Origin of the sequence: Hyphomonas sp., from assembly GCF_022844445.1 — a bacterium.
Lineage (GTDB): Bacteria > Pseudomonadota > Alphaproteobacteria > Caulobacterales > Hyphomonadaceae > Hyphomonas.
The window spans coordinates 390,734-415,869 of sequence record NZ_JALHLS010000001.1; the positions used below are offsets into that span (position 1 = coordinate 390,734).

The following is a 25,136-nucleotide window of genomic DNA, read 5'->3' on the forward strand; positions in this document are numbered from 1 at the left end:
CGGTAGCATGCTTGCCTAGTTTTTCATCACTTGAGCAGGTGGTTTCACCCCGGTCGCAAGCCGCGGCCAGGCGGCTTGAGCAAGGCGACTTCCGCGGGGCGTATGAGCTCTGTCTGGTCTCATTGAAGGCCGATCCGTCGGACCCGGAAGCGGCCTTCCTGCTCGGGCTTGTCGCCGGCGAGCACGCCAACCATGCCCGCGCCGAAGCGCTTTTTGCGGCGGCCATTCAACGTCTGCCTGATTTTTCAGCAGCATATGCCCAAAGGGCGCGCAGCCTGATCGCCCTGTCTCGCCGGAGCGAGGCCGTGGAGGCCGCAAGGGCTGCAGCGGCGCTGTATCCGGCGGACGCGTTCACGCTGGATACGATCGGGGTAGTGCTCAGCCGGGCGGGCCTGCACGCCGAGGCCCTGCCCTTCTATGCCCGCGCGACGGAGGCCGAGCCCGGACATTCCGGCTTTCACTACAATCATGCCGCCGCGCTGCAGTTTGCCGGGGATATGGATGCCGCCCGCGAGGCTTATCGGCTTTGCGCCGCCACCGACCCGGAAGATACGCGCGGCCTGCCGGCCATCGTGCAGATCACGAAGCAGACGCCCGAGGCCAACGAGGTCGAGGCGCTGGAGGCAATGTTTGCGCGCCAGGCGAACGATCCGGATGCCGCCCTGCTGATCGGACATGCTCTCGCAAAGGCGCATGAGGACATGAAGCAACCGGGCGCTGCCCTTGACTGGCTGGCGCGGGCGAAGGCAGGCAAGCGCGCACTGATCCGACACGAGCCGAGAGTTGATGCGGCACTTTTCGAAGCGGCGATCCGCGCTGCCAGCACGCTACCGGGACGGACGAGTTCGGCGGCCGGCGCGCCGGTCTTCATCTGCGGGATGCCGCGCACCGGCACAACGCTGGTGGACCGCATCCTCTCCAGCCACACCGGGCTTAGCCCTGCAGGAGAGCTCACCGACTTCGCCCTCTGCCTGAAGCGGATGACGAAGACGCCCTCTAACCTCGTGCTCGACGCCGCAACGCTCGACGCGGCCGCCGGCGTCGACCTCACCGCGCTGGGCGGCGGCTACATGGCAAGCGTGCGCGCCTCGCTGGGGATTGAAGGACGCTTCACCGACAAGATGCCGCTGAACATCCTTCTCGCCCCGGTAATCCTGGCAGCGCTGCCCGAAGCGCGAGTGATCTGCCTCAGGCGCCATCCTGCGGACACGCTGTTGTCCAACTACCGCCAGATGTTCGCAACGAGCTTTTCCTACTACAACTATGCGTACACGCTCGAAGACACTGCGCGTTACTATGTACAGTTCGACCGGATGGTCCGGCATTTCGAGACCATGCTGCCGAAAGCACGCTTCACGGTGGTGCACTATGAGCGGGTCGTCATGGACCTGGAGACCGAGGCGCGGCGCCTGCTCGCGTTCTGCGCCCTCCCCTTCGAGGAACAATGCCTGGCTTTCCACGAAAACACAGCACCTGTGGCCACCGCGAGTTCGGCACAGGTGCGCGAGCCGCTTTACACGACCGCGCTAAACCGCTGGCGGCGCTATGAGGCCGGGCTGAAGCCTGCCCTCGATATCCTGGAGGCGGCAGGCTGCCTGACGCCGGCCGAAAGATCCCCCGCCTGACGTAGCGGCGCCCCACTGGCGCTTCGCGTACACGGCGCTAGGCTGCGTCCCGAAATCAAAGGGACAGGAAACATGAAACAGCGCCGTCTGGGCAAGAGCCCCATCTTCGTGTCGGACATCTGCATGGGCACGATGACCTTCGGATCGCAGACCGACGAGGCCGAGGCCTTTCGCATCCTCGATGCGAGCTATGAAGCCGGCATCAATTTCTACGACACCGCCGAGAACTATCCCGTGCCGCCAGACACAAAATGGGCGGGGCGGACCGAGGAAATCTTCGGGCGCTGGATGAAGACCAAGGACCGCGACTCGATCATCCTCGCCACCAAGGTGTGCGGGCCTTCGCACGGCTGGATCAAGGGATCGCAGCGTGCCGGTATGACGGCGCTTGACCGGCACAATATCCGCCGCGCAGTGGAGGCGAGCCTGAGCCGTCTTCAGACGGACTATATCGACCTCTACCAGACCCATTGGCCGGACCATGGCACCGCCTATGACGAGACGATGGAGACGCTCGACGAGCTGTGCCGCGAGGGTTACGTACGCATCGTCGGCTGTTCCAACGAGGATGCCTGGGGGCTGATGAAATCCATCGCTGCCTCCGAACGTCTCGGCGTCGTGCGCTACCAGACGATCCAGAACAATTTCTCGCTGAACAATCGCCGCTTCGAGGATGCACTGTCCAAAGTGTGCAAGGAAGAAGGCGTGAGCCTGATCCCCTACTCCCCGATCGGCGGGGGCGTACTTTCCGGCAAATACAATGACGGCGCGACGCCGGACGGTGCGCGCTTCTCTTCCTATCTCAGAATCGGCGGGCGGCAGGCGGCGATGGCGAAGCGCTTCGTCAACGAAAAGTCTCTGGAGGCGACGACCCGCTACATGAAGATCGCTGCCGAGGCCGGCATCAGCCCGGTGACGCTGGCGACAGCCTGGTCGAAACAGCATGACTTCGTTGCCTCGACAATTGTCGGCGTATCCAGGTTTGATCAGCTGGCGGACATTCTGGCGGCCGCAGATCTCGAGCTTTCGGCGGACGTGATGAAGGCGTGCGACAAGGTGTCGAAAGACATTCTCTATCCGATGGGGTGACGGGGGAGCAGCTGGAAAAGCGCCGCCCACAAATGATGAGGCTCCCGCCTCCATCTGCGGGAGGTCGGGAGCCTTTGCCTTTGAATCCCACCAAAGTCTGTTCGGAGCGGCAGCCTAGGCCGCTTTTGCCTTGGTGAGGACTTCGCGTTTGCCCGCGTGGTTGGGGGCGGAGATGACGCCTTCTTCCTCGAGACGGTCGATCAGACCGGCGGCCTTGTTGTAGCCGACCTTGAGGCGGCGCTGGAGATAGGAGGTCGAGGCCCGCTGGTCGCGGATCACGACCGAGACGGCTTCGGCGAAGAGCGCGTCGTCATCGTCGCCGCCACCGCCGCCCTCGCCCATGCCGAGCATCGCATCCATGACCGGGGAGCCGGAGGAGCCGTCATCCTTGGCCTCGACAATGTCCATGACATAGTCGGGTTCGCCCTGATCGCGAAGCCAGTCCGCCACGGCGCAGACTTCCTCGTCTGAGACGAAGGGGCCGTGCAGGCGCTGGGTTTTCTTGCCGGGCTCCTGGTACAGCAGGTCGCCGTGGCCGAGTAGTTGTTCGGCGCCCTGCTCGTTGAGGATGGTGCGGCTGTCGACCTTGTTGGTGACCATGTAGGAGATGCGGGTCGGGAAGTTTGCCTTGATCGTGCCGGTGATGACATCCACCGACGGACGCTGCGTGGCGGTGATCAGGTGGATGCCGGCGGCGCGGGCCATCTGAGCGAGGCGCAGCAGGCAGCCTTCGATCTCCTTGCCGGCGACGACCATCAGGTCCGACATCTCGTCGATGACGACGACGATCTGCGGGATATGGTCGATCGGCAGGACTTCGGTTTCGAACTGCGGCTTGCCGCGCTCGTCGAGGCCGGTCTGCACCTTGCGGACGAGGTCTTCACCAGCGGCGCGGTACTTCGCGGCCTTCTCGTTGAAGCCGGCAAGGTTGCGCACGCCAGCCTTGGACATCAGTTCGTAGCGGTTCTCCATTTCGCGCACGGCCCATTTGAGGGCGTTCACGGCTTCCGGCGCCTTGGTGATGACCGGGGCCAGCAGGTGCGGAATGCCTTCATATACGGTGAACTCGAGCTTCTTCGGGTCGATCAGGATGAAGCGAACCTGTTCCGGCGTGTGGCGATAGAGCAGCGACAGAATCATCGCGTTTACGCCAACCGATTTACCCGAACCGGTGGTACCGGCGACAAGCAGATGGGGCATGCGGGCAAGGTCGACCACGGTCGGCACGCCGCCGATATCTTCGCCAAGGGCGACAGGCAGCGAGGCACGCGAGTTCACATAACCGTCCGACTGCAGAATGGAGCGCAGGAAGACCTTCTCGCGCTCGTCGTTCGGCAGTTCAATACCGATCGCGTTCTTGCCGGGCACGACCGCAACCCGCGCGGAGACTGCGCTCATCGAGCGGGCGATGTCGTCGGCCAGAGTGATGACGCGCGAGGATTTGACGCCGGGAGCCGGCTCCATCTCGAACAGCGTGATGATCGGGCCGGGGCGCACTTCCTTGATGCGGCCCTGGACGCCAAACTCCTTGAGGACTGCGGACAGCCGCTCGGCCTTGGCGAGGAGGGCGTCCTCGTCAAACGTTTCACGGCGCTCTTCGGGGACCTGCAGCAGGTCAAGTGAGGGTAGGCGCGTGGAGGTGCGGCGGCGGGTGGGCGCCGCCACTTTCGGGGCATTGGTGGTTTTCGGCACGGGGCGCGGCACCGCGAAGCGCAGACCGGGCGGCGGCGGGGCGGCCTCGGCTTCCTCGCCGTCTTCGTCCTCGTCCCAGGCGGTCGCGCCATAGCGGCTGTCGTCTTCGTCCTCGTCATCGGACGGCAGGAAGCGCGAGGACGGGACGTAATCGTCGTCATGCTTGATGATCAGGGTACGGTCGCCGGAGACCGGCTCGTCCATGCGGACGGGCTTGCGGTCGGCGAGCGAGTGACCGATGCGGATGAGGAACCCGCCAAGGCCGGCAGCGCCAACGACGGCCGTCTTGCCGGAGCGGGCGGCGGTTTCCTGCAAGAGCTGCGCGTCGCGGCGCTGGAAGCCGAGGGCTGAGAGGCCGGCCCAGAGGGCGGCGCCGCCGAGCAGGAAGGCCGCCCAGCTTTCCGGCGCCGGCAGCATGAGGGCGCGGAAGGGCAGAACGGCAATGTTGAATACACCGTCGCCAAACATGCCGCCGAGACCGGCGCTGAGCGGCCAGGTTTCTGGCACGGGCCAGGCGGCAAAGGCGGCCGCGGACAGCGGAACGGCGACAGCGCCATACACCCAGCGACGGATGCGCGGCTTACCAACGAGCACAGCCCGCATGGCGCCGCCGATCATCAGCGCGAGGCCGGCGATCCAGCCGGACCAGCCGAGGAGCTGGCGGGCGACATCGGCAAAGATCGCGCCGCTCGAACCGAACAGGTTTTGCACGCTCGCATCGGTCGCGGCATTCCAGCTCGGATCGGACGGCACATAGGAGCCGACGCTGCCGCAGACAAAGACCCCTGCCCCGAATGCGGCAGCGCCCGTGAGGATCCGCCAGACCGGATCGCTCACCGTACGCAGCTCTTCTTCATCGCGGATGGCGTGATCTTTCATGAGGGGATGCGCTCCGGATTTGGCAGAAGACGGAGCACAAGGTTTCGCCGGTTAGGCTTAACATGCCGCAAACGGAGCCTGTGGAATTCGCGGGTTTTTCATACCAGAAGCCCGTATTTACGCGGGTTCCGCAGGGTTAAATTCAGGTCACGCGGTAGAAGTGCGCAAATGCCATAAGAAAAGGGCCGCGGAAGTGATCCCGCGGCCCGTTCCTGTTCCGGCGTCCCGAAAGAGGCCTAGCTGTGATAGGCGGCTTCGCCGTGAGCCGAAATATCGAGGCCTTCCTGCTCTTCGTCTTCCTTGACACGCAGAAGGCCGAGAACCTTCAGAACCCCAAAGACGATGAGGCTGCCGACACCGGACCAGACCAGTGTGACAAGGATACCTTTGGTCTGAGCCGTGACCTGGGTCACCAGGTCGTAGGCTGCAACCGGGCATGTCGCGAGGACGGCACCTGCGTCCACGCAGCCAACATAGTCGACGACGCCGGCGCCGCCCCAGGCGGGGTTGACGACGAAGCCGGTCCCGATGGCGCCGACGATGCCGCCGACGCCGTGGATGCCGAACACGTCGAGTGCGTCGTCATAGCCGAGGGCCGACTTGAGTGCCGAGCAGGCGAACAGGCAGACCGGACCTGCGACGAGGCCGAGGATGATGGCGCCCATCGGACCGGCAAAGCCGGCAGCAGGTGTGACGGCCACGAGGCCCGCTACGATACCCGAGCAGAGGCCAAGGAGGCTGGCCTTGCCGCGGGTGAGCCATTCCGTGAGCACCCAGGCGAAGCCGGCAGCGGCCGGGGCTAGGAAGGTGTTCGCCATGGCGAGCACGGCGTAATAGTTGGACTCCAGGTTCGAGCCGGCATTGAAGCCGAACCAGCCAAACCACAGAAGGCCGGTACCGATCATGACCATCATCAGCGAGTGGGGCGGCATCGGCTCTTTCTTGTAGCCAAGACGCTTGCCGAGCACGAGGGCGCCGACGAGGGCCGCGATGCCGGAGTTGATGTGGACAACGGTACCGCCGGCGAAATCAAGCGCGCCGAAGTTCCAGATGAATCCACCGACGGCAGGCGTTCCGCTGGCGACGAGGTCCGGTCCCGGCCACCACCAGACCATGTGGGCCATCGGATAGTAGACCAGCAGCGGCCAGACGATGGCGAAGACAACGACACCGGTGAACTTCACGCGCTCGGCAAGGCCGCCGAGGACGAGCGAGGCCGTGATGCAGGCAAAAGTCATCTGGAAGACGACGAAGACCAGCTCCGGCAGGTAGATACCTGTTGAGAAGGTGGCGACGATGTTGTCCGACAGGTCAGTTCCGGCATCACTGAGGAAGAGACGCCCCGTGCCGCCGATAAACTGGTCGAGGAAGGACGAAGGTCCGGTGGTGAAGGCCAACGAGTAGCCGACGACCGCCCAGAGGATCATGCCGATCACCGAAACGGTGCCAACCTGCATGAGGACGGAGAGCGCGTTCTTGGTTCGCACGAGGCCGCTGTAGAACAAGGCGAGGCCCGGAATGATCATGAGGAAGACGACCATTGTGGACACCATCATCCAGGTTACGTCGCCCTTGTCGACGGTCGCCTCGGGAACGATGATCCCCGCGTCCTGCGCCCAGGCCGCGCCGGCCATGAGCAGTGATGCCGGTGCCAGCAAGGCCCCTCGCATCCATCGTCCAGTCAATTGGCCCATCGGCCCCTCCTTCTATCTGTTGCAGTCGTGCAGAGCCGGGACCCCCCGGAGCTCTCCCGGAGCCGATATGATTTCGGCTGCCCGAAAAAGTCGCACGGCAGACGACGGGCGCGCGCGATTCGAGTGCCGGTTGGTTAAACCTTGGGCACGCTTGCGGCCAAACGCCCAATTCGGTGCCACCGCTGGACGCCGCAGCGCAGCATCGCTACCTCATTCACATGAGTGAAACGGGATCTGGCCTTCCTCCTGAAATTGAACTGGCCGTCATCGGCGCCGGCCCGGTAGGTACGTCGCTGGCAATCCTCGCGGCGCAGGCGGGTTTCCGTGTGACGCTGATCGACGGGCGCCCCGCGTCTGGCGCAAATGCAACAGATACAAGGACGTTTGCTATCGTCCGCGGAAGCTGGCGGCTGCTACGGGCAACCGGAATCGGCGCGGAGCTTGCCCCCCACATCACGCCCCTCAACGGGCTCGACGCGGAAGACGGTGGCACGCATTGGTTCGGGGCGCCTCACGCCGCCTTCTCCACCGAAGATCTGGACGCCGGCGACGCGGGCGAACCGCTGGGCCAGATGGTGCCGGCGGGGGCCCTTCAGGCCGCGCTGGACCGGCGCGCCGGCGAGACACCCGGCCTGACCTGGCTGCGCGGTGCCCGGTTTTCGGGCATGGAAACAGGACCTGCGGGGGCCACAATCCACCTGGAACAAGGCGCCGTGATCCGCACAGGTCTGGTCGCGGCATGCGACGGGATCAACTCGCCAGTGCGCCAGTCGCTGGGCCTGAAGACAGAGGGTCGCAACTACGGCAAATCCGTCTTCGCGGCAGATGTCAGCCTTGACCGGCCGCATGGCGGCATCGCTCGCCAGCTGTTCACGCCGGAAGGCCCCTTCGCCACCTTGCCCCTGCCGGGCAACCGGGCGAACCTTGCCTGGTATATGAAATCCGGCGCCGCGGAGACGCTGGCAAAACTGCCAAAGGAGACAATCGAAGCAGAGCTGAATGCGCGGTTTGCCGGCTTTGCAGGCGAGATGCGTCTCGACGGCCCTCCCCTCTCCTACCCGCTGGTAATGCAGATTTCAGAGAAGATGGCGGGGCCGCGCACGGCGTTGCTGGGGGATGCCGCGCGCCGGATCAACCCGCTGGCGGGACAGGGCCTCAACCTCGGCTTCAAGGATGTGGGCGCGCTGGTCGACGTTATGACCGAGGCCCGCGAGACCGGCCTTGATCCGGGCAGCGACACCGTGCTCGCGCGTTACCAGGAATGGCGCCGGTTCGATTCCGCGGCAACGGCGATGACGATGGACCTCATTGACCGGGCTTTTTCGAACGACAATGCACTTCTGAAGCCCTTGCGCGGCCTGGCCCTGATTGCTGCAAACCGGATTGCACCGCTGCGCCGGGCGCTGGCGCGGCAGGCGAGCGCGGATCAGGATCATCTGCCGAGCTTGATGCGGTAGGCAGCGTTTGTTGCAGCGTAGGCGTTGCCTGCCCCCCAAGGAAAAGTCGAAAAATGGGCACCGCAGCGCTGACATCCATGTCAGCGCCCCTCCCCCCTGCTGCCTGTTCGAAAAGTCGCATTCCGATTTCTGACCCTCTGAAGCCCCGCGAGCGGCAGAGAGGTTCAAGCACGGCTTAATCCCCGACCGTCAGGGCCCGGATTATGTTCCAGGTATAAAGGCCGCTGGAATGGCCGTCGGAGAAGAAAAGGCGTACGGCGTAGCGGCCGACCGGTTCGGCCTTCAGCACCCGGATGTCATCCGGCACGGGGGCCTGCGCCGGCTTCGGCCCGCGGCCATGGCCCTGAACTTCCGCAGACGGACTTTCCTCTCGCAATCGCTTATAGGCGACGCTGCCGGACGTGCCGTCATCAAACTCGGCGAAGAGCTCCTGCGCTGCGGCGCGGAAGGTGAGACGGGCGGGCCAGGCGGAGGCGGTCATGTCCCCTCCCCCGTTTCTGGCCCTTCTTCGGGCATTTCCGGAGATCCACCGGAGAGATCCGGCAGCTCATCCATGTCCCGCGCCTCCTCTTCCAGCATGATCGGAATGCCGCCGCGGATCGGATAGGCGAGGCGCGCCGTTCTTGAGATCAGCTCATTCGCTGCGCGGTCATAAACCAGCGGCTGGCGCGTGACGGGACAGATCAGGATTTCGAGGAGGCGCGGGTCAACGCCGTTGGGCGTAAATTCGGCGGGCGGGTCATGGTCGGGCATGGCAGGCTCTATTGCACGGGGCCGGTATCATCGCCACTGCCGCCGATCTCCAGCAGCGCGATCAGCACCCGGGCGCGGTCGCCCAGCGACACCGCCTCGAGCAAGGCCTGCTTTTCTGCCGGAGCGAAGGGACAACCCGCTGCCAGCGCATGGACGAGGGTTTCGATCGGCGCGTCCTCGACGGCTGACCAGTCGGCCTGCAGGCCGAGAGCGCTGGTGTAGGTGCGCAGCGCCCGGACAAGTTCGGCGCGTTCCGGCAGGCCGGTTTCGGGCGCGGCGTGCAGGTCGCCGGCGAATTCATCCCAGCCGGCCCGCACCTGGCGGTAGGGCAAAATGGCATCGAGTTCGCGGGTGACAGCGAAACGGCAGACGCCTGAAAGCGTGACAAGATAACGCCCATCTTCGGTTTCGCTGTAGCGGGTGATACGCCCGGCGCAGCCGACACGGGCGAGATTGGGCCGGTCGCGCGGGCCGCCGAGAGACTGGATCATGCCGATGATCCGCTCGCTTCGCATCGCGTCGTCGAACATGTTGAGGTAGCGCGGTTCGAAGATGTTCAGCGGCAATTCCCAGCGCGGGAACAGCATCGCGCCCGGCAGCGGGAACACAGGGATCACATCCGGCAATTCAGTCGTCTTGTGGTAATGCACCATCGCTTGTCCTTCCGGAAATGCCGGGCGCGTCCGTCTGGCCGCCTGAGGAGACAAAGTGGAGCAATCCTGCGATCAGGCAAACATCAGCGAAGCGAGCCGCCGGCGGCCTTCGATCGTGACAGGGTCCGTCGCCCCGGCGGCTTCGAAGACCTGCAGGAGTTTCGTCTTTGCTTTTCCGTCTTCCCAGCCAAGCTTGGCGGAGAGGATGATCAGCAGGTGGTCAGCGGCGTCCTTGTAACGGCCCGCGGCGGCGTATTGTTCCGCCAGCTCGTAGCGTTTCGCATGGTCGCCGGGATTGGCACTGACGGCAGAGACGGCGGCATCAAGCTCGGTCGGCGCGGGCGCGTCGGCGGCCATCTCGATGGCGAGGCGGACCCCCTTGACGATGCTTTCGTTGCGCCTTGCTTCCGGCACGAGATCAAGCGTTGCGAGGGCGCGCGCCGTGTCGCCGTTGGCGAGGTAGCAGCGCGCCAGGCCGGCGATGGCGGCGGTGTTGCCTTCGTCTTCCTGAATGATGGCGGCGTAGATTTCGGCGGCGAGCGCAATGTCACCAGCCTGGCTGGCGGCCTCCGCCTGGGCGAGCGCTTCGGCGATGACCTGCGCGCTGTCGGTGCCGCCGAGCAAGCGCTCGACGAAGGCTGAGACCTGCGATTCCGGCAGGGCGCCCATGAAGCCGTCTACCGGGCGGCCCTTGTGGAAGGCGTAGACCGCCGGGATGGACCGGACGCCGAGCTGACCAGCATAGGCCTGGTGTTCCTCGGTGTTGATCTTCACGAGCTTTACCGCGCCCTTCTTGTTCTCGACGACCTTCTCGAGGATCGGACCGAGGGTGCGGCACGGACCGCACCAGGGTGCCCAGAAATCGACGATGACGGGCTGGGTCATGGAGGCTTCGACAACATCGGCCATGAAGCCGGCATCGGTGCCTTCGAGGGTGTGCTGGAGACCTGCTGTGGCCATAGGGCGTGTCCTTGGAGTGTCCTGAGCAAACCCGTGATCAGGCTTGCGATTCAGGCCGCAAGATGGGATCTCGCCGGAAAATCTGCAAGCTGGAGCCTGACGGGCGCGACGTTTCGCATAAACGCCGGCCAACCGCCCTGTTTAGGCCGGGTTCAGACGCCTACCTGTAGACCGTGGCCCGAGGTCAACAAACAAGGAGACCGCAGACATGATGAACCTGATCGCGAGCATCAGTGCCGCCGCCCTGATCATGGGCGCCCCACTGACCATCGGCCTCAAACAGGCCCCGGCCTCGCCCGCCGTGTCGACCCCTGCCGCCGCGCCGATGACGGCCGCGGAGCGCAGCCGGATTCTAAAGACCGCCGCGGCCTCGCTGGCTGCCGTAAAGACGGCACGCGGCAATTTCGAGCAGTATTCGCCGGACGGGTCCTTCTCGACCGGCCAGTTCGCCCTGTCGCGCCCCGGCAAGGTGCGCTTCGACTATGACGACCCGGTGCCGCTGGTGCTGGTGGCGGACGGCACGACCGTAGCCATCCAGGACTCCGATCTTGAGACGACCGACCGCGTGCCGTTGTCCTCGACGCCCCTGTCGCTGCTCCTCTCGGACAAGCTGGACTTCGAAAAGCAGGCCGAAGTGATCGACGTGCGCCGGACGGGCGACAGGACGAACATCACGGTGCGCGACAAGTCCGGCGAGATGGACGGCACACTGACGGTGGTGCTGGCGAACTCGGACAATGCGCTGACGGGCTGGCGGACGGTGGACGCAAATGGCGGACGTACGTCGGTGATGCTGTCGGACGTCGAAACCGGCGCCAAGCTGAACCCGCGCCTGTTTGTCCTGCGTGACTTCGACAACCGCTGAAGCGGCCTGAGGGAATTACGCCCAATTAACTTGCGAATCCCGGGGCGAGTGACATTATTGCCACTATCGGCGGTCAAGAAAAATCCGCGCAGCATCGACCCCCCGCTGCGAACCCTTTTCGGATCGTCGAAGCCGGAAGCAAGTTCCCGGTACATAAACGGCGTTCCTTGAAACGTCCGGCGCGCCCGAACTCCCCGCGTTCGGGCGCGTTGCCGTTTCAGGGGCACGCGTTTTTTTGGGTTTTTCCTGGCGAAACAGCCTGAACCGGGTTTCACTTTCCCGAGCGCAGCTCTAGTCAGGCTGGATGCCGAAGCCCATCAAGATCGTCAGCTGGAACATCAACTCAGTGCGCCTGCGCGCGCCGAATATCGAAGGCTTTGTGGCCGCCGAAAAGCCGGACGTGATCTGCCTTCAGGAAACAAAGTGCCAGGACGCTGAGTTTCCGCTGAAGGTGTTCAAGGAAATGGGCTTTGGCCACGTGCTGATGCGCGGCCAGCGCGGCGGACATGCGGGCGTGGCGATTGCCTCGCGCACGCCGCTGGAGGCTGCCGAGACGCCGGACCTCTGCCGCGAGGGGCACGCACGCTGCATCGCGGCGCGCCACAAGTCGGGCCTGGAGATCCACAATATCTACCTGCCGGCCGGCGGCGATGTGCCGGATGCGGCAGTGAACGACAAGTTTGCCCACAAGCTCGATTTCCTCGACCGGCTGGGGCCGGGCTACAAGAAGCTGAAGAAAGGCGTGCCGCGCCTTCTGGTCGGCGACCTGAACGTGGCGCCGCATGAGAACGATGTGTGGTCGCACAAGCAGCTGCTCGGCATCGTTTCGCACACACCGGAAGAAACCGAGCGGCTGGAGGATGGGCGGAAAGTCGCCGGGTTCGCGGACATCGGACGTCTCGCCGTGCCTGCGGAGCAAAAACTCTATACCTGGTGGAGCTACCGCGCGGCGGACTGGGCGGCCGCCAACAAGGGCCGGCGGCTCGACCATATCTGGGCCAGCAAGGAAGCGCTGGAAGACACGAAGGTGGAGAGCTACCGCGTCCACCTTGCCTGGCGCGGTGGCTGGAAACCGTCGGACCATGCGCCGATCAGCGTTCAGGTCAGCGTCTGAGTCTCTTCTGCCGGAGTTGACAGATTCACGCGTGTACGGAATGTTTCCGGTGGTTCAGACGCTCGGGCAGGAACAACAGTCATGCGGCGGCGACGCGTTTCCTGCTTGTTGGTCCTGCTAGCCATGATCTCCGGAGCAGCCGGCGCAGAGACCCTTCAGGCCCGGTGCAAAGTTGACCGTACGATCGACATGAGTGTCTCGCCTCAGAAGGTTGAGCCGCAACCGGAGACTATCCGCGACCGCTCCGAGTTCGATTGGGTTTTCGCCTACGATCTTGAACTCGGCAGGCTGTGCCAGGTCGCCATGGAGGGCATCTGCCTGATGACATCAGACGATGTTACCGCCAATGCCGCCGGTGACATCAAGGGCACCACGACCGCCTTTTCGTCTGGAGAAATCGGGAACCTGATCCTGTCGCCGTCGCGCGGAAACTGGGTCTACCAGTCAAAACTGAAGCAGACCTTGGGCAAGGCGGGCGATTGCACCGTCACTCCGGCAGACCGGCAACAGGTGGCCCTGCTTTTCCGCGATCCGGCCCGCGACATCGACCTTCTTTGCGCGGGCCGACTGAGCACCGAGGCGCAGATTCTCCAGTCACTCGGCCGGGACCCGACAGGCGGAGAAGCGTACCGGGCCGAAAAGCTCTCGCAGGCCCAGAACATCATGGCCATCGCCGTCTCGCTTCTCGATCGCACCGGCAACCGCGGATACGGGCGCGACGAATCCGTTCTGGCCGCCCAGACCGAATCGCAGGCGTACGCGCAACGAAGCGATGGCGAGCGCCAGAGAGACTTTGCCGAGTGCGCGGCACGTCTTCAGGAAATGAGCCAATAAGGCGTATCGGCTGGGCACCCCTGAGTAGCGCCGAAGCGTTCGGGCTCCCTCCGTCAGATTGCTGCGCGGCCGCCCGTGCGTACAGAGCGAAAATCAGACCTGCAGCCGATACCCGCCGGGGTCGGTCATCAGCAGGCGCGCATTGCCGGGATCGGGCTCGACCTTCTGGCGCAGGCGGTAAATGTGGGTTTCCAGCGTGTGGGTCGTGACGGCCGCGTTGTAACCCCAGACTTCGGAGAGCAGTTTTTCCCGCGCCACGGCCCGGCCCCCTGCCCTGTAGAGATACTTCAGAATCTCGGTTTCCTTCTCCGTCAGCCGGATCCGCTTGCCCTCTTTCGTGCGCAGCGTCTTGGTCGAGGGGCGGAACTCGTAGGGGCCGATCTCGAACGTGGCGTCCTCGGTCTGCTCGAAGCTGCGCAACTGAGCGCGCACGCGGGCGAGCAGGACCGAGAAGGTGAAGGGCTTGGCGACGTAGTCATTGGCGCCGGCATCGAGACCCGCGACAGTGTCGGCCTCGCCGGTGCGGCCCGTCAGCATGATGATTGGCGCGCGGATGCCGGCCGCGCGCAAGCGGCGGCAGGTCTCGATGCCGTTGATGCCGGGCATGTCGACATCCAGCACGATCATGTCGACCCGCTGGGCGGCGGCGAGCGTTAGGGCCTCTTCGCCGGTGCCCGCGGCGGTGACTTCAAAGCCGTCGCTGAGATCGAACTGTTCGGCGAGCGTGTCGCGGAAATCTGGTTCGTCATCGACGATAAGAATGTGCTTCCTGGCCGACATCACGAAATTCCTTGAACGTCTTCATGGGGTTAGAGTCGCTGCCGCTTGGCGGCGGCCGATCCGGGCTGCATAGTTCGCGGCGACACCTGACACCAATAACAATCCCGGGAGCCGATACTGGCAAGCCATTTCATCGCTTTTGCCGATGGCCGCTTTGAAGGCGGAGGGTGTTTCTTTCGCTGCGCCCTAGGCAAAGGTGGGGTGAAACCGGCGGCGGACAAGCGCGAAGGCGACGGAGCCTCACCCGCAGGGGCTTGGCCAGTGCGGCGCATTTACTTCCGGCCAGACAAGGGCCCGCCGCCGGTCACGGGCCTGCCGTTGATTAGCCTGCAGCCAGAAGATGGCTGGAGCGATGATCCTGCGGAGACGCGTTACAACCAGCTTGTCGCCCTGCCCTGCCCGGGAAGCCATGAACGTCTCTGGCGGGAAGACGGCCTCTACGACCTGATCGTGGAGCTTGGCTACAATGATGATCCGGTGGTGGCCGGCAAGGGCAGCGCAATTTTCCTCCACATCGCGCGGCCCGGCTACTTGCCAACCGAGGGCTGCGTCGCGCTGGCAGAGGCGGACCTTCGCGAGGTGCTGCGGGCGCTGGACGGAAGATCCGTGATCGAAATCCGCAGCTAGGTCCGTTCTCCGAACAGGGCCGTGCCGACCCGGACGTGGGTGGCGCCGAAACGGGCCGCAAGGGCGTAGTCGGCGCTCATGCCCATCGAGAGGATGGGCAGATTGTGCGCCCGGGCGAGCTTGGCGAGCAGCGCGAAGTGGGGACCGGCGGGCTCACCCACAGGGGGGATGCACATCAGGCCGCTGATCTCGAGGCCTTTGCCGCGGGCATGAGCGATAAGGTCCGGCAGACCGTCCGGCGAAACACCCGCTTTCTGGGGTTCCTCGCCGGTGTTCACCTGGATGAGCAGACGCGGCGTGCGGCCAGTCTTTGTTATGGCAGCTGCCAGTGCGTCGGCGAGTTTCGGCCGATCGAGGGTCTGGATAACGTCGCAAAGCCGGACCGCCTCTTCGGCCTTGTTGGACTGGAGCGCTCCGATCAGGTGGAGTTCGAGGTCCGGGAAACGTTCGCGGCGGGCCCCCCAGTGGGATAGGGCCTCTTGGGCGCGGTTTTCGCCAAAAATGCGCTGGCCGGCGGCGAGGGCTTCTTCGAGGGCGTCATCAGGCTGTGTCTTGGAAACGGCGACGAGGACGGGCGGAGGGTTCGCAGCAGCGGCCAGTTCCGTGAGGATGGCATCGCGGCGTTTGGAAAATCCGGCTTCCGGCGTATCGGTCATGTTGATGAGCCTAGAACCCCGAAACCGGGCACAGCGCAAGCTGATCGCCGCTGCGCGAACGAGCGCGGCGCATCTCACCCCTGCTCTACCCCGGGCGTTTTTTGTGACCGACCCGGCGCGGACGCCCGACCCGTGTGCCATCGCGCACGGGCTTCCGGCGGGTTTTAGCGTGATTTACCGGCATTTCGGGGCAGGCGACCGGGCGGAGGTCGCCTCAAAGCTCGCCGCGATCTGCGGCAAACGACACCTGAAGCTGCTGATTGCGGCGGATCCGGCACTGGCAATTCAGGTGAGGGCGGACGGGGTGCATTGGCCGCACCGGATGCGGCGAGAGGCGCGGAAATGGCGGGAGCGGTTCGAACTGCAGACCCTGAGCGCCCATTCGGGGCAGGAGTTGCGTATCGCCGGGGGCGTGCCGATCGATGCCGTGCTCCTGTCGACAGTTTTTGCCTCGCGAAGCCCAAGCGCAGGACAGGCGATGGGTCCGCTGAAGTTCAGGATACTGGTCCGGGACGCCGGCGTGCCGGTCTATGCGCTGGGGGGGATCACACCGGACAACGCAGGCTCAGCCGCGATGACGGCTGGATTTGCAGCGGTGGACGGGATGGGGCCGTTCGAAAAGGCCTGAAAATCAGAACTTGAAGGCCGATTTCAGCCGGATACCGGCCTCGACGTCCTGTTTTTCCCAGCGGGCCGAGTCCTGAAGCTGGTTCAGCTCGTCTGCGCGGATCGACACTTCGCCGCCGACCGAGAAGCGCGGCGTGATCTTGAAGGTGGCGCCCGCCTGTACTTCTTCGCGCGGCAGCGGCGAGACCCCGAGGCGCGTGAACCTGTCGACGCTAAGTTCCCAGCGGGAATTGCCTCCAATACGCATCGAAAAGTCCTGGTTCGGTTCGGCCTGCCATTGCGGGCGGCTTTCGGCCGGCCGCGCTTCCGAGAACTGGCGATACCATTCTGCGCGAGCCGAGGGAGTTTCCGACAAGGTAGGCGCTTCAATGCGAAGGGCGTCGTCTTCGGCGCGCACTTGCGCGATCGCCGGCGCCGCGAAGGCGGCCGCCGCGATGGCGAAAGAAAGAGCAAACCGAGAGCGCATGTGTAACCCCTAGTCCTATCAAGGATAGTGGCCGTCGGTTCCTAATGGAAGATTAACATTACGATAATGGGGGCTTTTAACGCGACAGTGTGATTTCGATCACAACGCCATCCTTCTGTTCCCGCAATGCGGGGACCAGCAGAAGCGGATTTCCCGTAAACCGTGTATCGTGACGCTGCCAGCCGCCGACGATGCGGACAGTATCGCCGAAATTACGCCCGAGTGAAAGCCCGATGGCTTCCGAATCAGCGCCAATTCCCTTGTCCTCGGCATCGACCCATTCGACGCCCGCATCGACCTTGCCGAAGGTCATACGCAGGCCGGTGGAGAGGGCTGCGTAGCCACCGCCAGGACCGGCGAGGCCATTGGAGGAGTCCAGCCAGCTGGCGCCGAGGGCGAGTGACGAGAATTCCACAGACCCGCCAGCAGACCAGGTCTCAACCGTGTCATAGGCGCCAGGCAGCGCCGCTTGGGCTGAATCGGCCTGGCTCCACGCAGCTGCGGCGCGCAGGCGCACACCGCTGCGCGGAAGGCGGCGGGACAGGTTGAGCGCCACTTCGGCGGCGTTCTCGATGTCCGGCGAGCCGGCGCGGGCAGGGTCGCGGTCGAGGCCGCCGGAATTGGCGACCGGCGTGAAGGAGGCCCCTGCCCTGAGACCGAGGATGCGGGGACTGGCATAGCTGACCTTCAGGGACGGGCCTGTGAGGTCATGATCTGTCCGGGCGATAACGCGGCCATGAGGGTCGAGCGTGGGGTTCACCAGCGCGGCGTGGCGAAACAGGGTCGGCGCGCCTTCGAAAAAGCGCGCGGCGACGCCGTCATCAAGTCCGGCGCGGACTTCGCCGTAGCCGCCATCAATATAAATGTATCCGGTTTCGATGCGGCCCCGGATACCGGCATCGTAGGGCGCGGGTCCGCGCGCCAGGCCGCTGAAGGCACCGGGCGGGGCGGCGAGCAGCTGGTCAGGGCCGAGAACGCCAGCGAAAGCCGGGCGGGCGGGATTGTCCCGGTCGAAGCCGCCCGAGGCACGAAAGCCAAGCTCGGCCCCATTTTCCAAGAAGTAGTTCGCCCCGAAGGCGCCGCGCAGGGTATAAAGCAGGGACTCGTCTGCATCTGTCGCGGCCACGGCGGCGGCCTCCCAAGAGGCATCGGTCTCGACGCCGCCAGGATCATCCCACACGTCCTGAGCGGTGGCAGGAGCCGCGACGGCAGCGAGCGCGAGGGCCAGACCGGTCAGATGATGCCGCATGAGGGTGCTCCCTAGTTCCGAACCAAGCGCAGAACGTGACTGGCGAGGCCAAGACCCCCTTGTTATACACGCCCCGTGAACAAGGTCTTGCACGCGGGAACAGTACAATGATGAAGCCGACACTTGCCGCCGCTTTTGCCGCGATGATCGCCATTACGGGTTGCCAGTCCGGCGGGTCGAAGAGCGCTGTGCGCTCCGCCTCCGAATCCGTGGGCGCCGTGAACCCGTACCTGTGGCGTGCCTCGCTCGATACACTGGCTGCACTGCCCGTGCAGAGCGCCGATCCGCTGGGCGGCCTTATCATTTATGACTGGAAGAGCTTCGAGACCTCGCCCACCGAGCGGATCAAGGCAACCGTCTACATCCTCGACTCGCGTCTTCGCGCCGACGGCGTGAAAGTCAGCGTCTATCGTCAGGTCAACCAGGAAGGCACCTGGACCGATGCGGGCGTTGATACCGACACCGGCCAGCAACTCGAGAACAAGATTCTTGAGCGGGCCCGACTTCTTAAGGCGTCCGAGATCGGCTAAAGCGCCCGGACTCCGCGCTTTACACTTCGACGTTTCTTCTGATGCCCTGAAGGGAGCCCCCCATGGCAACCCGATATGATCCGCAGGCTGCGGAGCCCAGATGGCGTGATGCCTGGGCAGCAGCCGACCTGTTCCGTGCAAAATCTCCCGCCGAGGCGCCGGGGGCCCCGAAGGCGTACGTCCTCGAGATGTTCCCCTACCCTTCCGGTCGCCTGCACATGGGGCACGTGCGCAATTATGCGATGGGCGACCTTGTGGCCCGGCACCGGCGCGCGAAGGGATATAATGTCCTCCATCCAATGGGCTGGGACGCGTTCGGCCTGCCAGCAGAGAATGCCGCGATGGAACGCGGCATCGATCCCGGCAAATGGACTTATGCCAACATCGAGGCGATGAAGGCGCAGTTCAAAAAGCTCGGCCTTTCGCTGGACTGGAGCCGCGAGTTCGCTACGTGCGATCCAGAGTACTACGGCGCGCAGCAGGCGCTGTTTCTGAAGTTCCTCGAGAAAGGCCTGGTCTATCGCAAGGCCTCGAAAGTGAACTGGGACCCGGTGGACAATACTGTGCTCGCCAACGAGCAGGTAATCGACGGGCGCGGCTGGCGTTCCGGCGCGGTCGTCGAGCAGCGCGAACTGACGCAGTGGTTCTTTCGGATTACAGCGTATGCAGACGATCTGCTGACCGAGGTTCAGAAACTGTCACGCTGGCCGGAAAAGGTCCGCACGATGCAGTCGAACTGGATCGGCAAGTCCGAAGGGCTGCAGCTGACCTTCCGGTTCGCGGACGCGGCGCCCAAAGGTTTTGATGCCGGCATCGACGTGTTCACAACGCGGCCCGACACACTGTTCGGCGCAAGCTTTGTTGCTTTGTCTCCGGACCATCCGCTGGTTATTCGGCTGGCGGACGATTCGGCCGAGCTGAAGACCTTCCGTGCGAAGTGCGCGCAGATCGGCACCAGCGAGGAAGCGATCGAGAAAGCCGAAAAGTTGGGCTTCGATACCGGCTTGACCGTGGTGCACCCCTTCATCGAGGGCGCGACACTGCCGGTCTGGGTCGCGAACTTTGTGCTGATGGGTTACGGCACCGGTGCCATCTTCGGCTGCCCGGCGCATGACCAGCGTGACATTGAGTTTGCCCGAAAGTACGGCCTGACCGTGACGCCAGTAGTGCTGCCGCCGGATACGGATGCGGCCGACTTCCGCGTTCAGGACAAGGCCTATACCGGCCCGGGACGCATCTACAATTCCGGCTTCCTCGACGGACTGGCCATCGACGAGGCTAAGCGTCTCGCGATTCAGCGCATCGAGACAGCGGGACAAGGTCAGGGTACGGTCAATTACCGCCTGCGCGACTGGGGCTTCTCACGCCAGCGCTATTGGGGCTGCCCGATCCCGGTGATCTATTGCGAAGCGTGCGGCGTGGTTCCGGTGCCAGCCAAGATGCTGCCGGTGCGCCTGCCGAACGACGCGACCTTCGACAAGCCGGGAAATCCCCTGGATCATCACCCCACCTGGAAGCATGTGAACTGCCCCACCTGCGGAAAGGCTGCGCGCCGCGAGACCGACACGCTGGACACGTTCGTGGATAGCTCCTGGTACTATGCGCGTTTCGCCTCGATCAGCGATCCGGCCGAGCGCGCTTACTGGCTGCCTGTCGATCAGTACATCGGCGGCGTGGAGCATGCAGTACTTCATCTTCTCTATTCCCGCGCCTTTGCGCGCGCGATGCGTGATGTCGGCGAACTGGACCTGCCTTCGGGCGAGCCGTTTGCGGGCCTCTTTACGCAAGGCATGGTGACGCACGAAACCTACCGCGCAGGCGATGGCCGCTGGCTGGAGCCCGGCGCGGTGGAGAAGCGGGACAATCACTGGGTCGAGATCGCGACAGGCAATCATGTTGAAGCCGGCGCCATCGAGAAGATGTCGAAGTCCAAGAAGAACACGGTGGACCCGGACGGAATCGTGGCGACCTATGGCGCGGATGTCGCACGCTGGTTCATGCTGTCGGACTCGCCGCCTGAGCGCGATGTGGAATGGACGCAGTCCGGAGTCGAGGGCGCGGGCCGGTTTGCGCAACGCATCTGGAGCCTTGCTGACACTTTGGCGGACAGCCTGCCCGAAGGCCCCCTCCCCGCTCCGGGCACCGACGAGGCGTCGGTGGAGCTGCGCCGGGTGAGCCACCGCGCGGCGAAAGCCATCGACAAGGCCATCGACGAGTTCCGTTTCAACTCCGCCATCGCGACCATCTATGAATGGGTGAACGCGCTGAAGAAGGCGGAAGGCAACGTCGTGTTGTTCGGCGCGCGCGCCGAGGCTGTCTCGATGCTGGCGCTGTGCCTGACCCCGTTCATGCCCCACCTCGCCGAAAGCGTGTGGGAGCGGATCGGCGGGTCGGGCCTCGTCTCGGCGGCCGCTTGGCCTGAATCCGATGCGGCGCTGATCACCGAGGATACGGTCACGCTGGCGGTACAGGTGAACGGCAAGCGGCGCGGCGAAATCACGGTGGCGAAGGACCTTGCCAGCGACGCCGTCGAAGCGGCCGCCCGGGCCTTGCCGGAAGTGGGCGCCTTTATTGCCGGCAAGGACGTGAAGAAAACCATTGTCGTGCCGGGGCGCATCGTGAATATCGTGGTGGCATGAAACGCCTCTTCGCCGCCTTGCTTCTTGCCGCGTCCGGCGCTGGCCTCAGCGCCTGCGGGTTCCAGCCCGTCTATGCCCCGGTTGACGGCAAGTTTGCCGAGGGCGGACTGATCGAGATCGACACCATCAGCGGTCGGCCGGGCCACATGCTGCGCCAGGCCTTGCTGCAGGAACTCGCGCTCGGTGTGCCGGGGCTGACCGAGTCCGTTGTTCTGAGCGTGAGACTCGACGATGATCTCACGCGTCTCGCCTTCCAGCCTGACGGCGCGGCCTCCCGCTCCAGTGTTCTGGCGACCGGCGTCTACACCCTTCAGGGCGAGACGGTATCGGTGACGGGCGCGGTGGATGTCGAAACTGGGTTCCTTGTTCCGGACTCGCCCTATGGTGATATCGCTGCGCAGACGAGCGCTTCCGACCGCGCCATGCGGTTGCTGGCCAAGCGCATCGCGGACGATATCCGCCTGCAGTTCGCGGCGAAGTAATGCTGGTCAAAGGCCGGCAAGCCGAGAGCTTCGCCAAACGGCCGGGCAGCGAATTCTGGGCGGTGCTCGCCTTTTCCGAGGATGAGGGTCTGGCGTCCGACGCCGCTCAGTCACTTCTGGCAGCCTGGGCTGGAAAGAGCCGGATGGACATCACCATCCTGGACGATGACGCGGTGCGCAAGGATCCGGGCCTGCTGTTCGACGCGCTGGAGGCCGTATCGCTGCTGGGTGACAAGCGCGTGGTGCGACTACGCACAAGTGGCGATAAGATTGCCGCGCTGCTGATCGAGGCTATCGAGGCGGGCGATGCCGACTCGGGCCGCTATGCCGCGAAGCTGGTGATCGAGGCCGGGAGCCTCGCCGCGAAATCAAAACTGCGCGTAGCGGCAGAGAAGGCGGCCAACACGGCCTGCCTGCAACTCTTTGCAGAAGACGCCGGTGACATCCGCGACCGCGTGCGCGCAGCGCTGATGGCAGAGGGCGCTGCGATTGCCGATGACGCGCTCGAACTCTTCTGCGCCGATCTGCCGGGGCACCGCGCGATTGCCAATGCCGAAATTGAAAAGCTCGCGCTTTATTCCCGAGGTCTTGGACGGGAGGTCTCGACCAAGGACATTCTTTCGCTGACCGCGACCGCCCTGCGCCAGGACATGAGCGGCGTTCTGATCGCTGCCCTCGAAGGCCGGCCGGCGGAGGCCCATACCGCGCTCGACCGTTTGAACGAGGTGGGTACCAGTCCGATCTCGATCCTGAGGTCGCTCCAGATGGAGACTCTCCGGATGCTGAGCGCGCATGAAAAGTCAGCGGGCGGCGATGCCAATCCGGGGCGGAGCCTTCGCCCGCCGGTCTGGCCAAACGAATGGCCGGCGTTCCGAAAGCGGATGAGCACCTGGACGCCAAAACGCCTGATGCGGATCATGGAGCGTATCCATGACGCAGAGCGACAGGCCAAGACCGCAGGCGCCTCGGCCGAACCAATCGTCCGGCTACTGATTAACGATCTGGCAAGGGTTGCCGAAAGCGCCCGCTAGACAGGGCCGGTCCTGCGCTTCGCGGTGAGGCGTTTGCAAACTTCGTCGAGCTGTTCGAGGTCGCGGTACTTGATCCGGATCTCGCCCCCTTCCCTGCCGTGACGGATGTCGACGACGAGGCCGAGCTCCCGGCTGATGTCCGCCTCAAGCGCTTCGGTGTCGACATCTTTCTCAGCGGCAGGTTTGGCCGCCATCGATTTCGTTTCGAGTTTCGCTTCGCGGCCTTCGCGGGCCCTAGCTTCGACTTCGCGAACACTGAGCCCCTTCTCTATGGCGAGATCGAGCAGCGCTTCGGGGTTCGGGCTGCCAAGGGCGGCACGGGCATGGCCGGCGCTGAGGCGGCCTTCGCGAACATGGCGGCGTGCACCTTCTGGAAGCTGGAGCAGGCGAAGCGTATTCGAAATATGGACGCGGCTCTTGCCGACGCTGGTGGCGAGGCTGTCCTGGGTCCGGCCGAAACGCTTTATCAGCGCGTCATAAGCTTCCGCCTCGTCGATCGGATTGAGGTCAGCGCGCTGGACGTTCTCAATGATGCCGATCTCGAGGAGCGCCAGCTCATCGACCTCTTTGATGACGGCTGGAATATGCGTGAGGCCCGCCATCCGGGCGGCGCGCCAGCGGCGCTCGCCGGCAATGATCTGGTACTTTCCCGGCTCCTTCGGATCGGGACGTACGAGGATCGCCTGGAGCACGCCCTTCGTTTTCAGCGACTCCGAAAGCTCGCGTAGTTCTGCGTCGTCAAAGCTGCGGCGGGGCTGGGCCGGGTTGCGGCGGATCAGTTCAAGCGAAATCTCGTTCGGTCGTTCCGTGGGCGGAACATCCGGGGCCGGAACATTTGCGGCCGAAGGGCTGCGAACGCCCATCGCCTCGACTTCGCCGATCAGCGCCGAGAGGCCGCGTCCAAGTCTCGAGGGCCGGCGGTCGTCCATGGGTTCGCCGCTCATGCCACCCTCGCCTTCTCGCGCTGCAGAACCTCCGAGGCGAGACGAATGTAGGCCTCGCTGCCCGGGCAGCGGTAATCATAAAGAAGTGCGGGCTTGCCGAAGGACGGCGCCTCGGACAGGCGCACGTTGCGCGGAATGACGGTGTTGTAGACCTTCGATCCGAAGAAGGCGCGCACCTCGTTGGCTACCTGGTCGGACAACGAGTTGCGCCGGTCGTACATCGTGAGCACCACGCCCTGAATCTCGAGCGTCGGGTTGAGGCCGGAGCGGACAACCTCGACTGTGCGCAGAAGCTGCGAGAGCCCTTCCAGCGCCAGGAACTCGCACTGGAGCGGAACGAGGAGCGCGTCAGACGCGGTCATCGCGTTCATGGTCAGGGCGGAGAGTGAAGGCGGGCAATCGATCAGGACGTAATCATACTTCACCAGGTCAGGCGAAGTCTCGGCGCGCGCAACATAGGTCTGAAGCGCTTCCTTCAAACGGTAGGACCGGTGGGCATCGCCCGCGAGTTCAGTCTCGACGCCCGACAGGTTCTCGTCGCCCGGCACGATATCGAGCCGCGGGACGATGGTAGACAAAACGGCTTCCTCAAGCGGAATCCGGTCAACCACGAGATCATATGAGGTGCGCAGACGTTCGGCGCGGGAGATGCCCAGACCGGTCGATGCATTGCCCTGCGCGTCGAAGTCGACGATCAGCACCCGGCGCCCGACGGCGGCCAGCGCGGTGCCAAGGTTGATAGACGTGGTTGTTTTTCCGACCCCGCCCTTCTGGTTAACAACGGCAAATATTCTAGGCCTGGCCATGGCGTCTCGCAGCCTCCCGCACAATCAAGATTACCCCGGACCCACCACTGCGACTTGGAATCGCTTGATAGGCGAAATTCCACCTTTGCTGGGCTGCCGTCAATTCTTCTTTCCAGCGTTCGCCCTTTGGGAACACCCCTGTTGCCCCTTTGCACAGCCAGGGCGCTGCATAATCCAGAAGCTCTGGCAGCGGGGCAAAAGCGCGCGCTGTGACGTAGCTGGCGGCAATCTGGGGTGCCGCCTCAACACGTCCCTGATGCACTTCGGCTGGTAAGTCGGCCGCTTCGATCGCTGCGCGCAGGAAGGCACATTTTTTTCCGACGCTCTCAATCATGGTCACGTAACCCGCCGGACGAGCCGCCGCGAGAATCAAACCGGGAAAGCCGGCGCCTGATCCGAGATCGACCACCCGGGCCGTGTCCGGGATCCGGTCGAGGAGCTGGACCGAGTCGCCGACATGACGCGTCCAGATCTGGGGCCACTCTTTCGGGCCGATCAGGTTGCTTCGGGTCCGCCAGATATCGAGCGTGTCGATGATGACATCGAGCTTGGCCAATGTTTCACGTGAAACATCGTGAGCGGCCAAAAAGGCCGCGCGATCATTTGTGTCAGTCATTTTTGGCTCGCCCGGCTTTACCCTGTTCGACGGACGCGTCTGACGTGACCTGGCAGAGCGGTCAAGGC

The 25,136-nt window shown here is 64.4% G+C and carries 25 protein-coding genes; 12 read left to right on the forward strand and 13 right to left on the reverse strand.

What is annotated here, in order from left to right:
• The first annotated feature begins 122 nt into the window (after positions 1 to 122).
• Together Q0C17_RS02105 and Q0C17_RS02110 are read left to right on the forward strand one after the other, a co-directional pair.
• Entirely contained in the window at positions 123 to 1,625 is a 1,503-nt protein-coding gene (locus Q0C17_RS02105) for a sulfotransferase (RefSeq protein WP_291200586.1), read from the forward strand.
• A 72-nt stretch (positions 1,626 to 1,697) separates the two neighbouring features.
• Positions 1,698 to 2,714 carry an aldo/keto reductase gene (locus Q0C17_RS02110; protein WP_291200589.1) on the forward strand — a complete coding sequence of 339 codons (1,017 nt, stop codon included), beginning with the start codon at positions 1,698 to 1,700 and terminating at the stop codon, positions 2,712 to 2,714.
• Positions 2,715 to 2,828: 114 nt separating this feature from the next.
• Here Q0C17_RS02110 and Q0C17_RS02115 read toward each other — a convergent pair whose 3' ends face one another.
• Positions 2,829 to 5,285: a DNA translocase FtsK gene (locus Q0C17_RS02115; protein WP_291200592.1), complete on the reverse strand. Its 2,457-nt coding sequence runs from the start codon at positions 5,283 to 5,285 to the stop codon at positions 2,829 to 2,831.
• 236 nt (positions 5,286 to 5,521) lie between these two features.
• A complete protein-coding gene (locus Q0C17_RS02120) occupies positions 5,522 to 6,919 on the reverse strand; it encodes an ammonium transporter (RefSeq protein ID WP_366914751.1) in 1,398 nt (465 codons plus the stop codon).
• A gap of 278 nt (positions 6,920 to 7,197) precedes the next feature.
• On the opposite strand from Q0C17_RS02120, the gene Q0C17_RS02125 reads away from it, so the two are divergent.
• A complete protein-coding gene (locus tag Q0C17_RS02125) occupies positions 7,198 to 8,436 on the forward strand; it encodes an FAD-dependent monooxygenase (protein ID WP_291200598.1) in 1,239 nt (412 codons plus the stop codon).
• Between the two features lie 175 nt (positions 8,437 to 8,611).
• Here Q0C17_RS02125 and Q0C17_RS02130 read toward each other — a convergent pair whose 3' ends face one another.
• From Q0C17_RS02130 to Q0C17_RS02145, 4 genes are all read right to left on the reverse strand, one after another.
• Positions 8,612 to 8,917 carry a DUF971 domain-containing protein gene (locus Q0C17_RS02130; RefSeq protein WP_291200601.1) on the reverse strand — a complete coding sequence of 102 codons (306 nt, stop codon included), beginning with the start codon at positions 8,915 to 8,917 and terminating at the stop codon, positions 8,612 to 8,614.
• Entirely contained in the window at positions 8,914 to 9,189 is a 276-nt protein-coding gene (locus Q0C17_RS02135; protein WP_291200604.1) for a Trm112 family protein, read from the reverse strand. Before Q0C17_RS02135 ends, Q0C17_RS02130 begins: the two co-directional genes overlap by 4 nt.
• 8 nt (positions 9,190 to 9,197) lie before the next feature.
• Positions 9,198 to 9,842 (reverse strand): LON peptidase substrate-binding domain-containing protein, encoded by a 645-nt coding sequence (locus Q0C17_RS02140; RefSeq protein WP_291200606.1) that lies wholly within the window; start codon positions 9,840 to 9,842, stop codon positions 9,198 to 9,200.
• A gap of 72 nt (positions 9,843 to 9,914) precedes the next feature.
• A complete protein-coding gene (locus tag Q0C17_RS02145) occupies positions 9,915 to 10,802 on the reverse strand; it encodes a co-chaperone YbbN (protein ID WP_291200609.1) in 888 nt (295 codons plus the stop codon).
• Positions 10,803 to 11,010: 208 nt separating this feature from the next.
• Between Q0C17_RS02145 and Q0C17_RS02150 the strand changes: the two genes are divergently transcribed.
• The 3 genes from Q0C17_RS02150 (at position 11,011) to Q0C17_RS02160 (ending at position 13,615) form a co-directional block, all read left to right on the forward strand.
• Positions 11,011 to 11,667 (forward strand): outer membrane lipoprotein carrier protein LolA, encoded by a 657-nt coding sequence (locus Q0C17_RS02150; protein ID WP_291200611.1) that lies wholly within the window; start codon positions 11,011 to 11,013, stop codon positions 11,665 to 11,667.
• Between the two features lie 304 nt (positions 11,668 to 11,971).
• On the forward strand, positions 11,972 to 12,781 hold the full coding sequence (locus Q0C17_RS02155; RefSeq protein ID WP_291200615.1) for an exodeoxyribonuclease III: 810 nt from the start codon (positions 11,972 to 11,974) through the stop codon (positions 12,779 to 12,781).
• A gap of 123 nt (positions 12,782 to 12,904) precedes the next feature.
• The gene (locus tag Q0C17_RS02160) at positions 12,905 to 13,615 is read left to right on the forward strand and encodes a hypothetical protein (protein ID WP_291200618.1); all 711 of its coding nucleotides are present in this window, start codon (positions 12,905 to 12,907) and stop codon (positions 13,613 to 13,615) included.
• Positions 13,616 to 13,708: 93 nt separating this feature from the next.
• Here Q0C17_RS02160 and Q0C17_RS02165 read toward each other — a convergent pair whose 3' ends face one another.
• Entirely contained in the window at positions 13,709 to 14,395 is a 687-nt protein-coding gene (locus tag Q0C17_RS02165) for a response regulator transcription factor (protein WP_291200621.1), read from the reverse strand.
• A 132-nt stretch (positions 14,396 to 14,527) separates the two neighbouring features.
• Here Q0C17_RS02165 and Q0C17_RS02170 point away from each other — a divergent pair, with 132 nt between their 5' ends.
• Positions 14,528 to 15,022: a L,D-transpeptidase family protein gene (locus Q0C17_RS02170; protein ID WP_291201115.1), complete on the forward strand. Its 495-nt coding sequence runs from the start codon at positions 14,528 to 14,530 to the stop codon at positions 15,020 to 15,022.
• On the opposite strand, the gene Q0C17_RS02175 is transcribed toward Q0C17_RS02170, so the two are convergent.
• A complete protein-coding gene (locus Q0C17_RS02175; protein WP_291200623.1) occupies positions 15,019 to 15,678 on the reverse strand; it encodes a YggS family pyridoxal phosphate-dependent enzyme in 660 nt (219 codons plus the stop codon). The genes Q0C17_RS02170 and Q0C17_RS02175 overlap by 4 nt on opposite strands.
• Before the next feature lie 4 nt (positions 15,679 to 15,682).
• Here Q0C17_RS02175 and Q0C17_RS02180 point away from each other — a divergent pair, with 4 nt between their 5' ends.
• The gene (locus Q0C17_RS02180; RefSeq protein ID WP_291200626.1) at positions 15,683 to 16,306 is read left to right on the forward strand and encodes a thiamine phosphate synthase; all 624 of its coding nucleotides are present in this window, start codon (positions 15,683 to 15,685) and stop codon (positions 16,304 to 16,306) included.
• Between the two features lie 3 nt (positions 16,307 to 16,309).
• On the opposite strand, the gene Q0C17_RS02185 is transcribed toward Q0C17_RS02180, so the two are convergent.
• A complete protein-coding gene (locus tag Q0C17_RS02185) occupies positions 16,310 to 16,771 on the reverse strand; it encodes an NtrZ family periplasmic regulatory protein (protein WP_291200629.1) in 462 nt (153 codons plus the stop codon).
• Positions 16,772 to 16,847: 76 nt separating this feature from the next.
• Entirely contained in the window at positions 16,848 to 18,020 is a 1,173-nt protein-coding gene (locus Q0C17_RS02190) for a porin (protein ID WP_291200632.1), read from the reverse strand.
• 107 nt (positions 18,021 to 18,127) lie between these two features.
• Between Q0C17_RS02190 and Q0C17_RS02195 the strand changes: the two genes are divergently transcribed.
• The 4 genes from Q0C17_RS02195 to holA all read left to right on the forward strand — a co-directional run bounded on the left by Q0C17_RS02195 (position 18,128) and on the right by holA (position 22,702).
• Positions 18,128 to 18,550, forward strand: a complete 423-nt coding sequence (locus Q0C17_RS02195) for a DUF3576 domain-containing protein (protein WP_291200636.1) — start codon at positions 18,128 to 18,130, stop codon at positions 18,548 to 18,550.
• Between the two features lie 62 nt (positions 18,551 to 18,612).
• Positions 18,613 to 21,189 (forward strand): leucine--tRNA ligase, encoded by a 2,577-nt coding sequence (gene leuS, locus Q0C17_RS02200; RefSeq protein ID WP_291200639.1) that lies wholly within the window; start codon positions 18,613 to 18,615, stop codon positions 21,187 to 21,189.
• Positions 21,186 to 21,671: a hypothetical protein gene (locus tag Q0C17_RS02205; RefSeq protein ID WP_291200642.1), complete on the forward strand. Its 486-nt coding sequence runs from the start codon at positions 21,186 to 21,188 to the stop codon at positions 21,669 to 21,671. The genes leuS and Q0C17_RS02205 overlap by 4 nt, the downstream gene beginning before the upstream one ends.
• Entirely contained in the window at positions 21,671 to 22,702 is a 1,032-nt protein-coding gene (holA, locus tag Q0C17_RS02210) for a DNA polymerase III subunit delta (RefSeq protein ID WP_291200645.1), read from the forward strand. The genes Q0C17_RS02205 and holA overlap by 1 nt, the downstream gene beginning before the upstream one ends.
• Here the strand turns inward: holA and Q0C17_RS02215 are convergent.
• Genes Q0C17_RS02215 through rsmG form a run of 3 tightly spaced genes read right to left on the reverse strand, consistent with a single transcriptional unit; the run spans position 22,699 to position 25,068 of the window.
• Positions 22,699 to 23,646, reverse strand: a complete 948-nt coding sequence (locus Q0C17_RS02215) for a ParB/RepB/Spo0J family partition protein (protein ID WP_291200648.1) — start codon at positions 23,644 to 23,646, stop codon at positions 22,699 to 22,701. The two genes, holA and Q0C17_RS02215, sit on opposite strands and share 4 nt — an antisense overlap.
• A complete protein-coding gene (locus tag Q0C17_RS02220) occupies positions 23,643 to 24,452 on the reverse strand; it encodes a ParA family protein (protein ID WP_291200651.1) in 810 nt (269 codons plus the stop codon). Before Q0C17_RS02220 ends, Q0C17_RS02215 begins: the two co-directional genes overlap by 4 nt.
• Complete coding sequence (gene rsmG / locus Q0C17_RS02225; protein WP_291200654.1) at positions 24,439 to 25,068, reverse strand: 16S rRNA (guanine(527)-N(7))-methyltransferase RsmG; 630 nt, start codon at positions 25,066 to 25,068, stop codon at positions 24,439 to 24,441. The genes Q0C17_RS02220 and rsmG overlap by 14 nt, the downstream gene beginning before the upstream one ends.
• Positions 25,069 to 25,136: the final 68 nt, after the last annotated feature.

Bases quoted from the DNA above. Each gene is read 5' to 3' on its own strand.
- Q0C17_RS02110 (WP_291200589.1), top strand. From the start codon at position 1,698: ATGAAACAGCGCCGTCTGGGCAAGAGCCCCATCTTCGTGTCGGACATC.
- Q0C17_RS02115 (WP_291200592.1), bottom strand. From the start codon at position 5,285: ATGAAAGATCACGCCATCCGCGATGAAGAAGAGCTGCGTACGGTGAGC.
- Q0C17_RS02120 (WP_366914751.1), bottom strand. From the start codon at position 6,919: ATGGCCGGCGCGGCCTGGGCGCAGGACGCGGGGATCATCGTTCCCGAG.
- Q0C17_RS02125 (WP_291200598.1), top strand. From the start codon at position 7,198: ATGAGTGAAACGGGATCTGGCCTTCCTCCTGAAATTGAACTGGCCGTC.
- Q0C17_RS02130 (WP_291200601.1), bottom strand. From the start codon at position 8,917: ATGACCGCCTCCGCCTGGCCCGCCCGTCTCACCTTCCGCGCCGCAGCG.
- Q0C17_RS02135 (WP_291200604.1), bottom strand. From the start codon at position 9,189: ATGCCCGACCATGACCCGCCCGCCGAATTTACGCCCAACGGCGTTGAC.
- Q0C17_RS02140 (WP_291200606.1), bottom strand. From the start codon at position 9,842: ATGGTGCATTACCACAAGACGACTGAATTGCCGGATGTGATCCCTGTG.
- Q0C17_RS02145 (WP_291200609.1), bottom strand. From the start codon at position 10,802: ATGGCCACAGCAGGTCTCCAGCACACCCTCGAAGGCACCGATGCCGGC.
- Q0C17_RS02150 (WP_291200611.1), top strand. From the start codon at position 11,011: ATGATGAACCTGATCGCGAGCATCAGTGCCGCCGCCCTGATCATGGGC.
- Q0C17_RS02155 (WP_291200615.1), top strand. From the start codon at position 11,972: ATGCCGAAGCCCATCAAGATCGTCAGCTGGAACATCAACTCAGTGCGC.
- Q0C17_RS02160 (WP_291200618.1), top strand. From the start codon at position 12,905: ATGATCTCCGGAGCAGCCGGCGCAGAGACCCTTCAGGCCCGGTGCAAA.
- Q0C17_RS02165 (WP_291200621.1), bottom strand. From the start codon at position 14,395: ATGTCGGCCAGGAAGCACATTCTTATCGTCGATGACGAACCAGATTTC.
- Q0C17_RS02175 (WP_291200623.1), bottom strand. From the start codon at position 15,678: ATGACCGATACGCCGGAAGCCGGATTTTCCAAACGCCGCGATGCCATC.
- Q0C17_RS02180 (WP_291200626.1), top strand. From the start codon at position 15,683: ATGAGCCTAGAACCCCGAAACCGGGCACAGCGCAAGCTGATCGCCGCT.
- Q0C17_RS02185 (WP_291200629.1), bottom strand. From the start codon at position 16,771: ATGCGCTCTCGGTTTGCTCTTTCTTTCGCCATCGCGGCGGCCGCCTTC.
- Q0C17_RS02190 (WP_291200632.1), bottom strand. From the start codon at position 18,020: ATGCGGCATCATCTGACCGGTCTGGCCCTCGCGCTCGCTGCCGTCGCG.
- Q0C17_RS02195 (WP_291200636.1), top strand. From the start codon at position 18,128: ATGATGAAGCCGACACTTGCCGCCGCTTTTGCCGCGATGATCGCCATT.
- leuS (WP_291200639.1), top strand. From the start codon at position 18,613: ATGGCAACCCGATATGATCCGCAGGCTGCGGAGCCCAGATGGCGTGAT.
- Q0C17_RS02205 (WP_291200642.1), top strand. From the start codon at position 21,186: ATGAAACGCCTCTTCGCCGCCTTGCTTCTTGCCGCGTCCGGCGCTGGC.
- holA (WP_291200645.1), top strand. From the start codon at position 21,671: ATGCTGGTCAAAGGCCGGCAAGCCGAGAGCTTCGCCAAACGGCCGGGC.
- Q0C17_RS02215 (WP_291200648.1), bottom strand. From the start codon at position 23,646: ATGAGCGGCGAACCCATGGACGACCGCCGGCCCTCGAGACTTGGACGC.
- Q0C17_RS02220 (WP_291200651.1), bottom strand. From the start codon at position 24,452: ATGGCCAGGCCTAGAATATTTGCCGTTGTTAACCAGAAGGGCGGGGTC.
- rsmG (WP_291200654.1), bottom strand. From the start codon at position 25,068: ATGACTGACACAAATGATCGCGCGGCCTTTTTGGCCGCTCACGATGTT.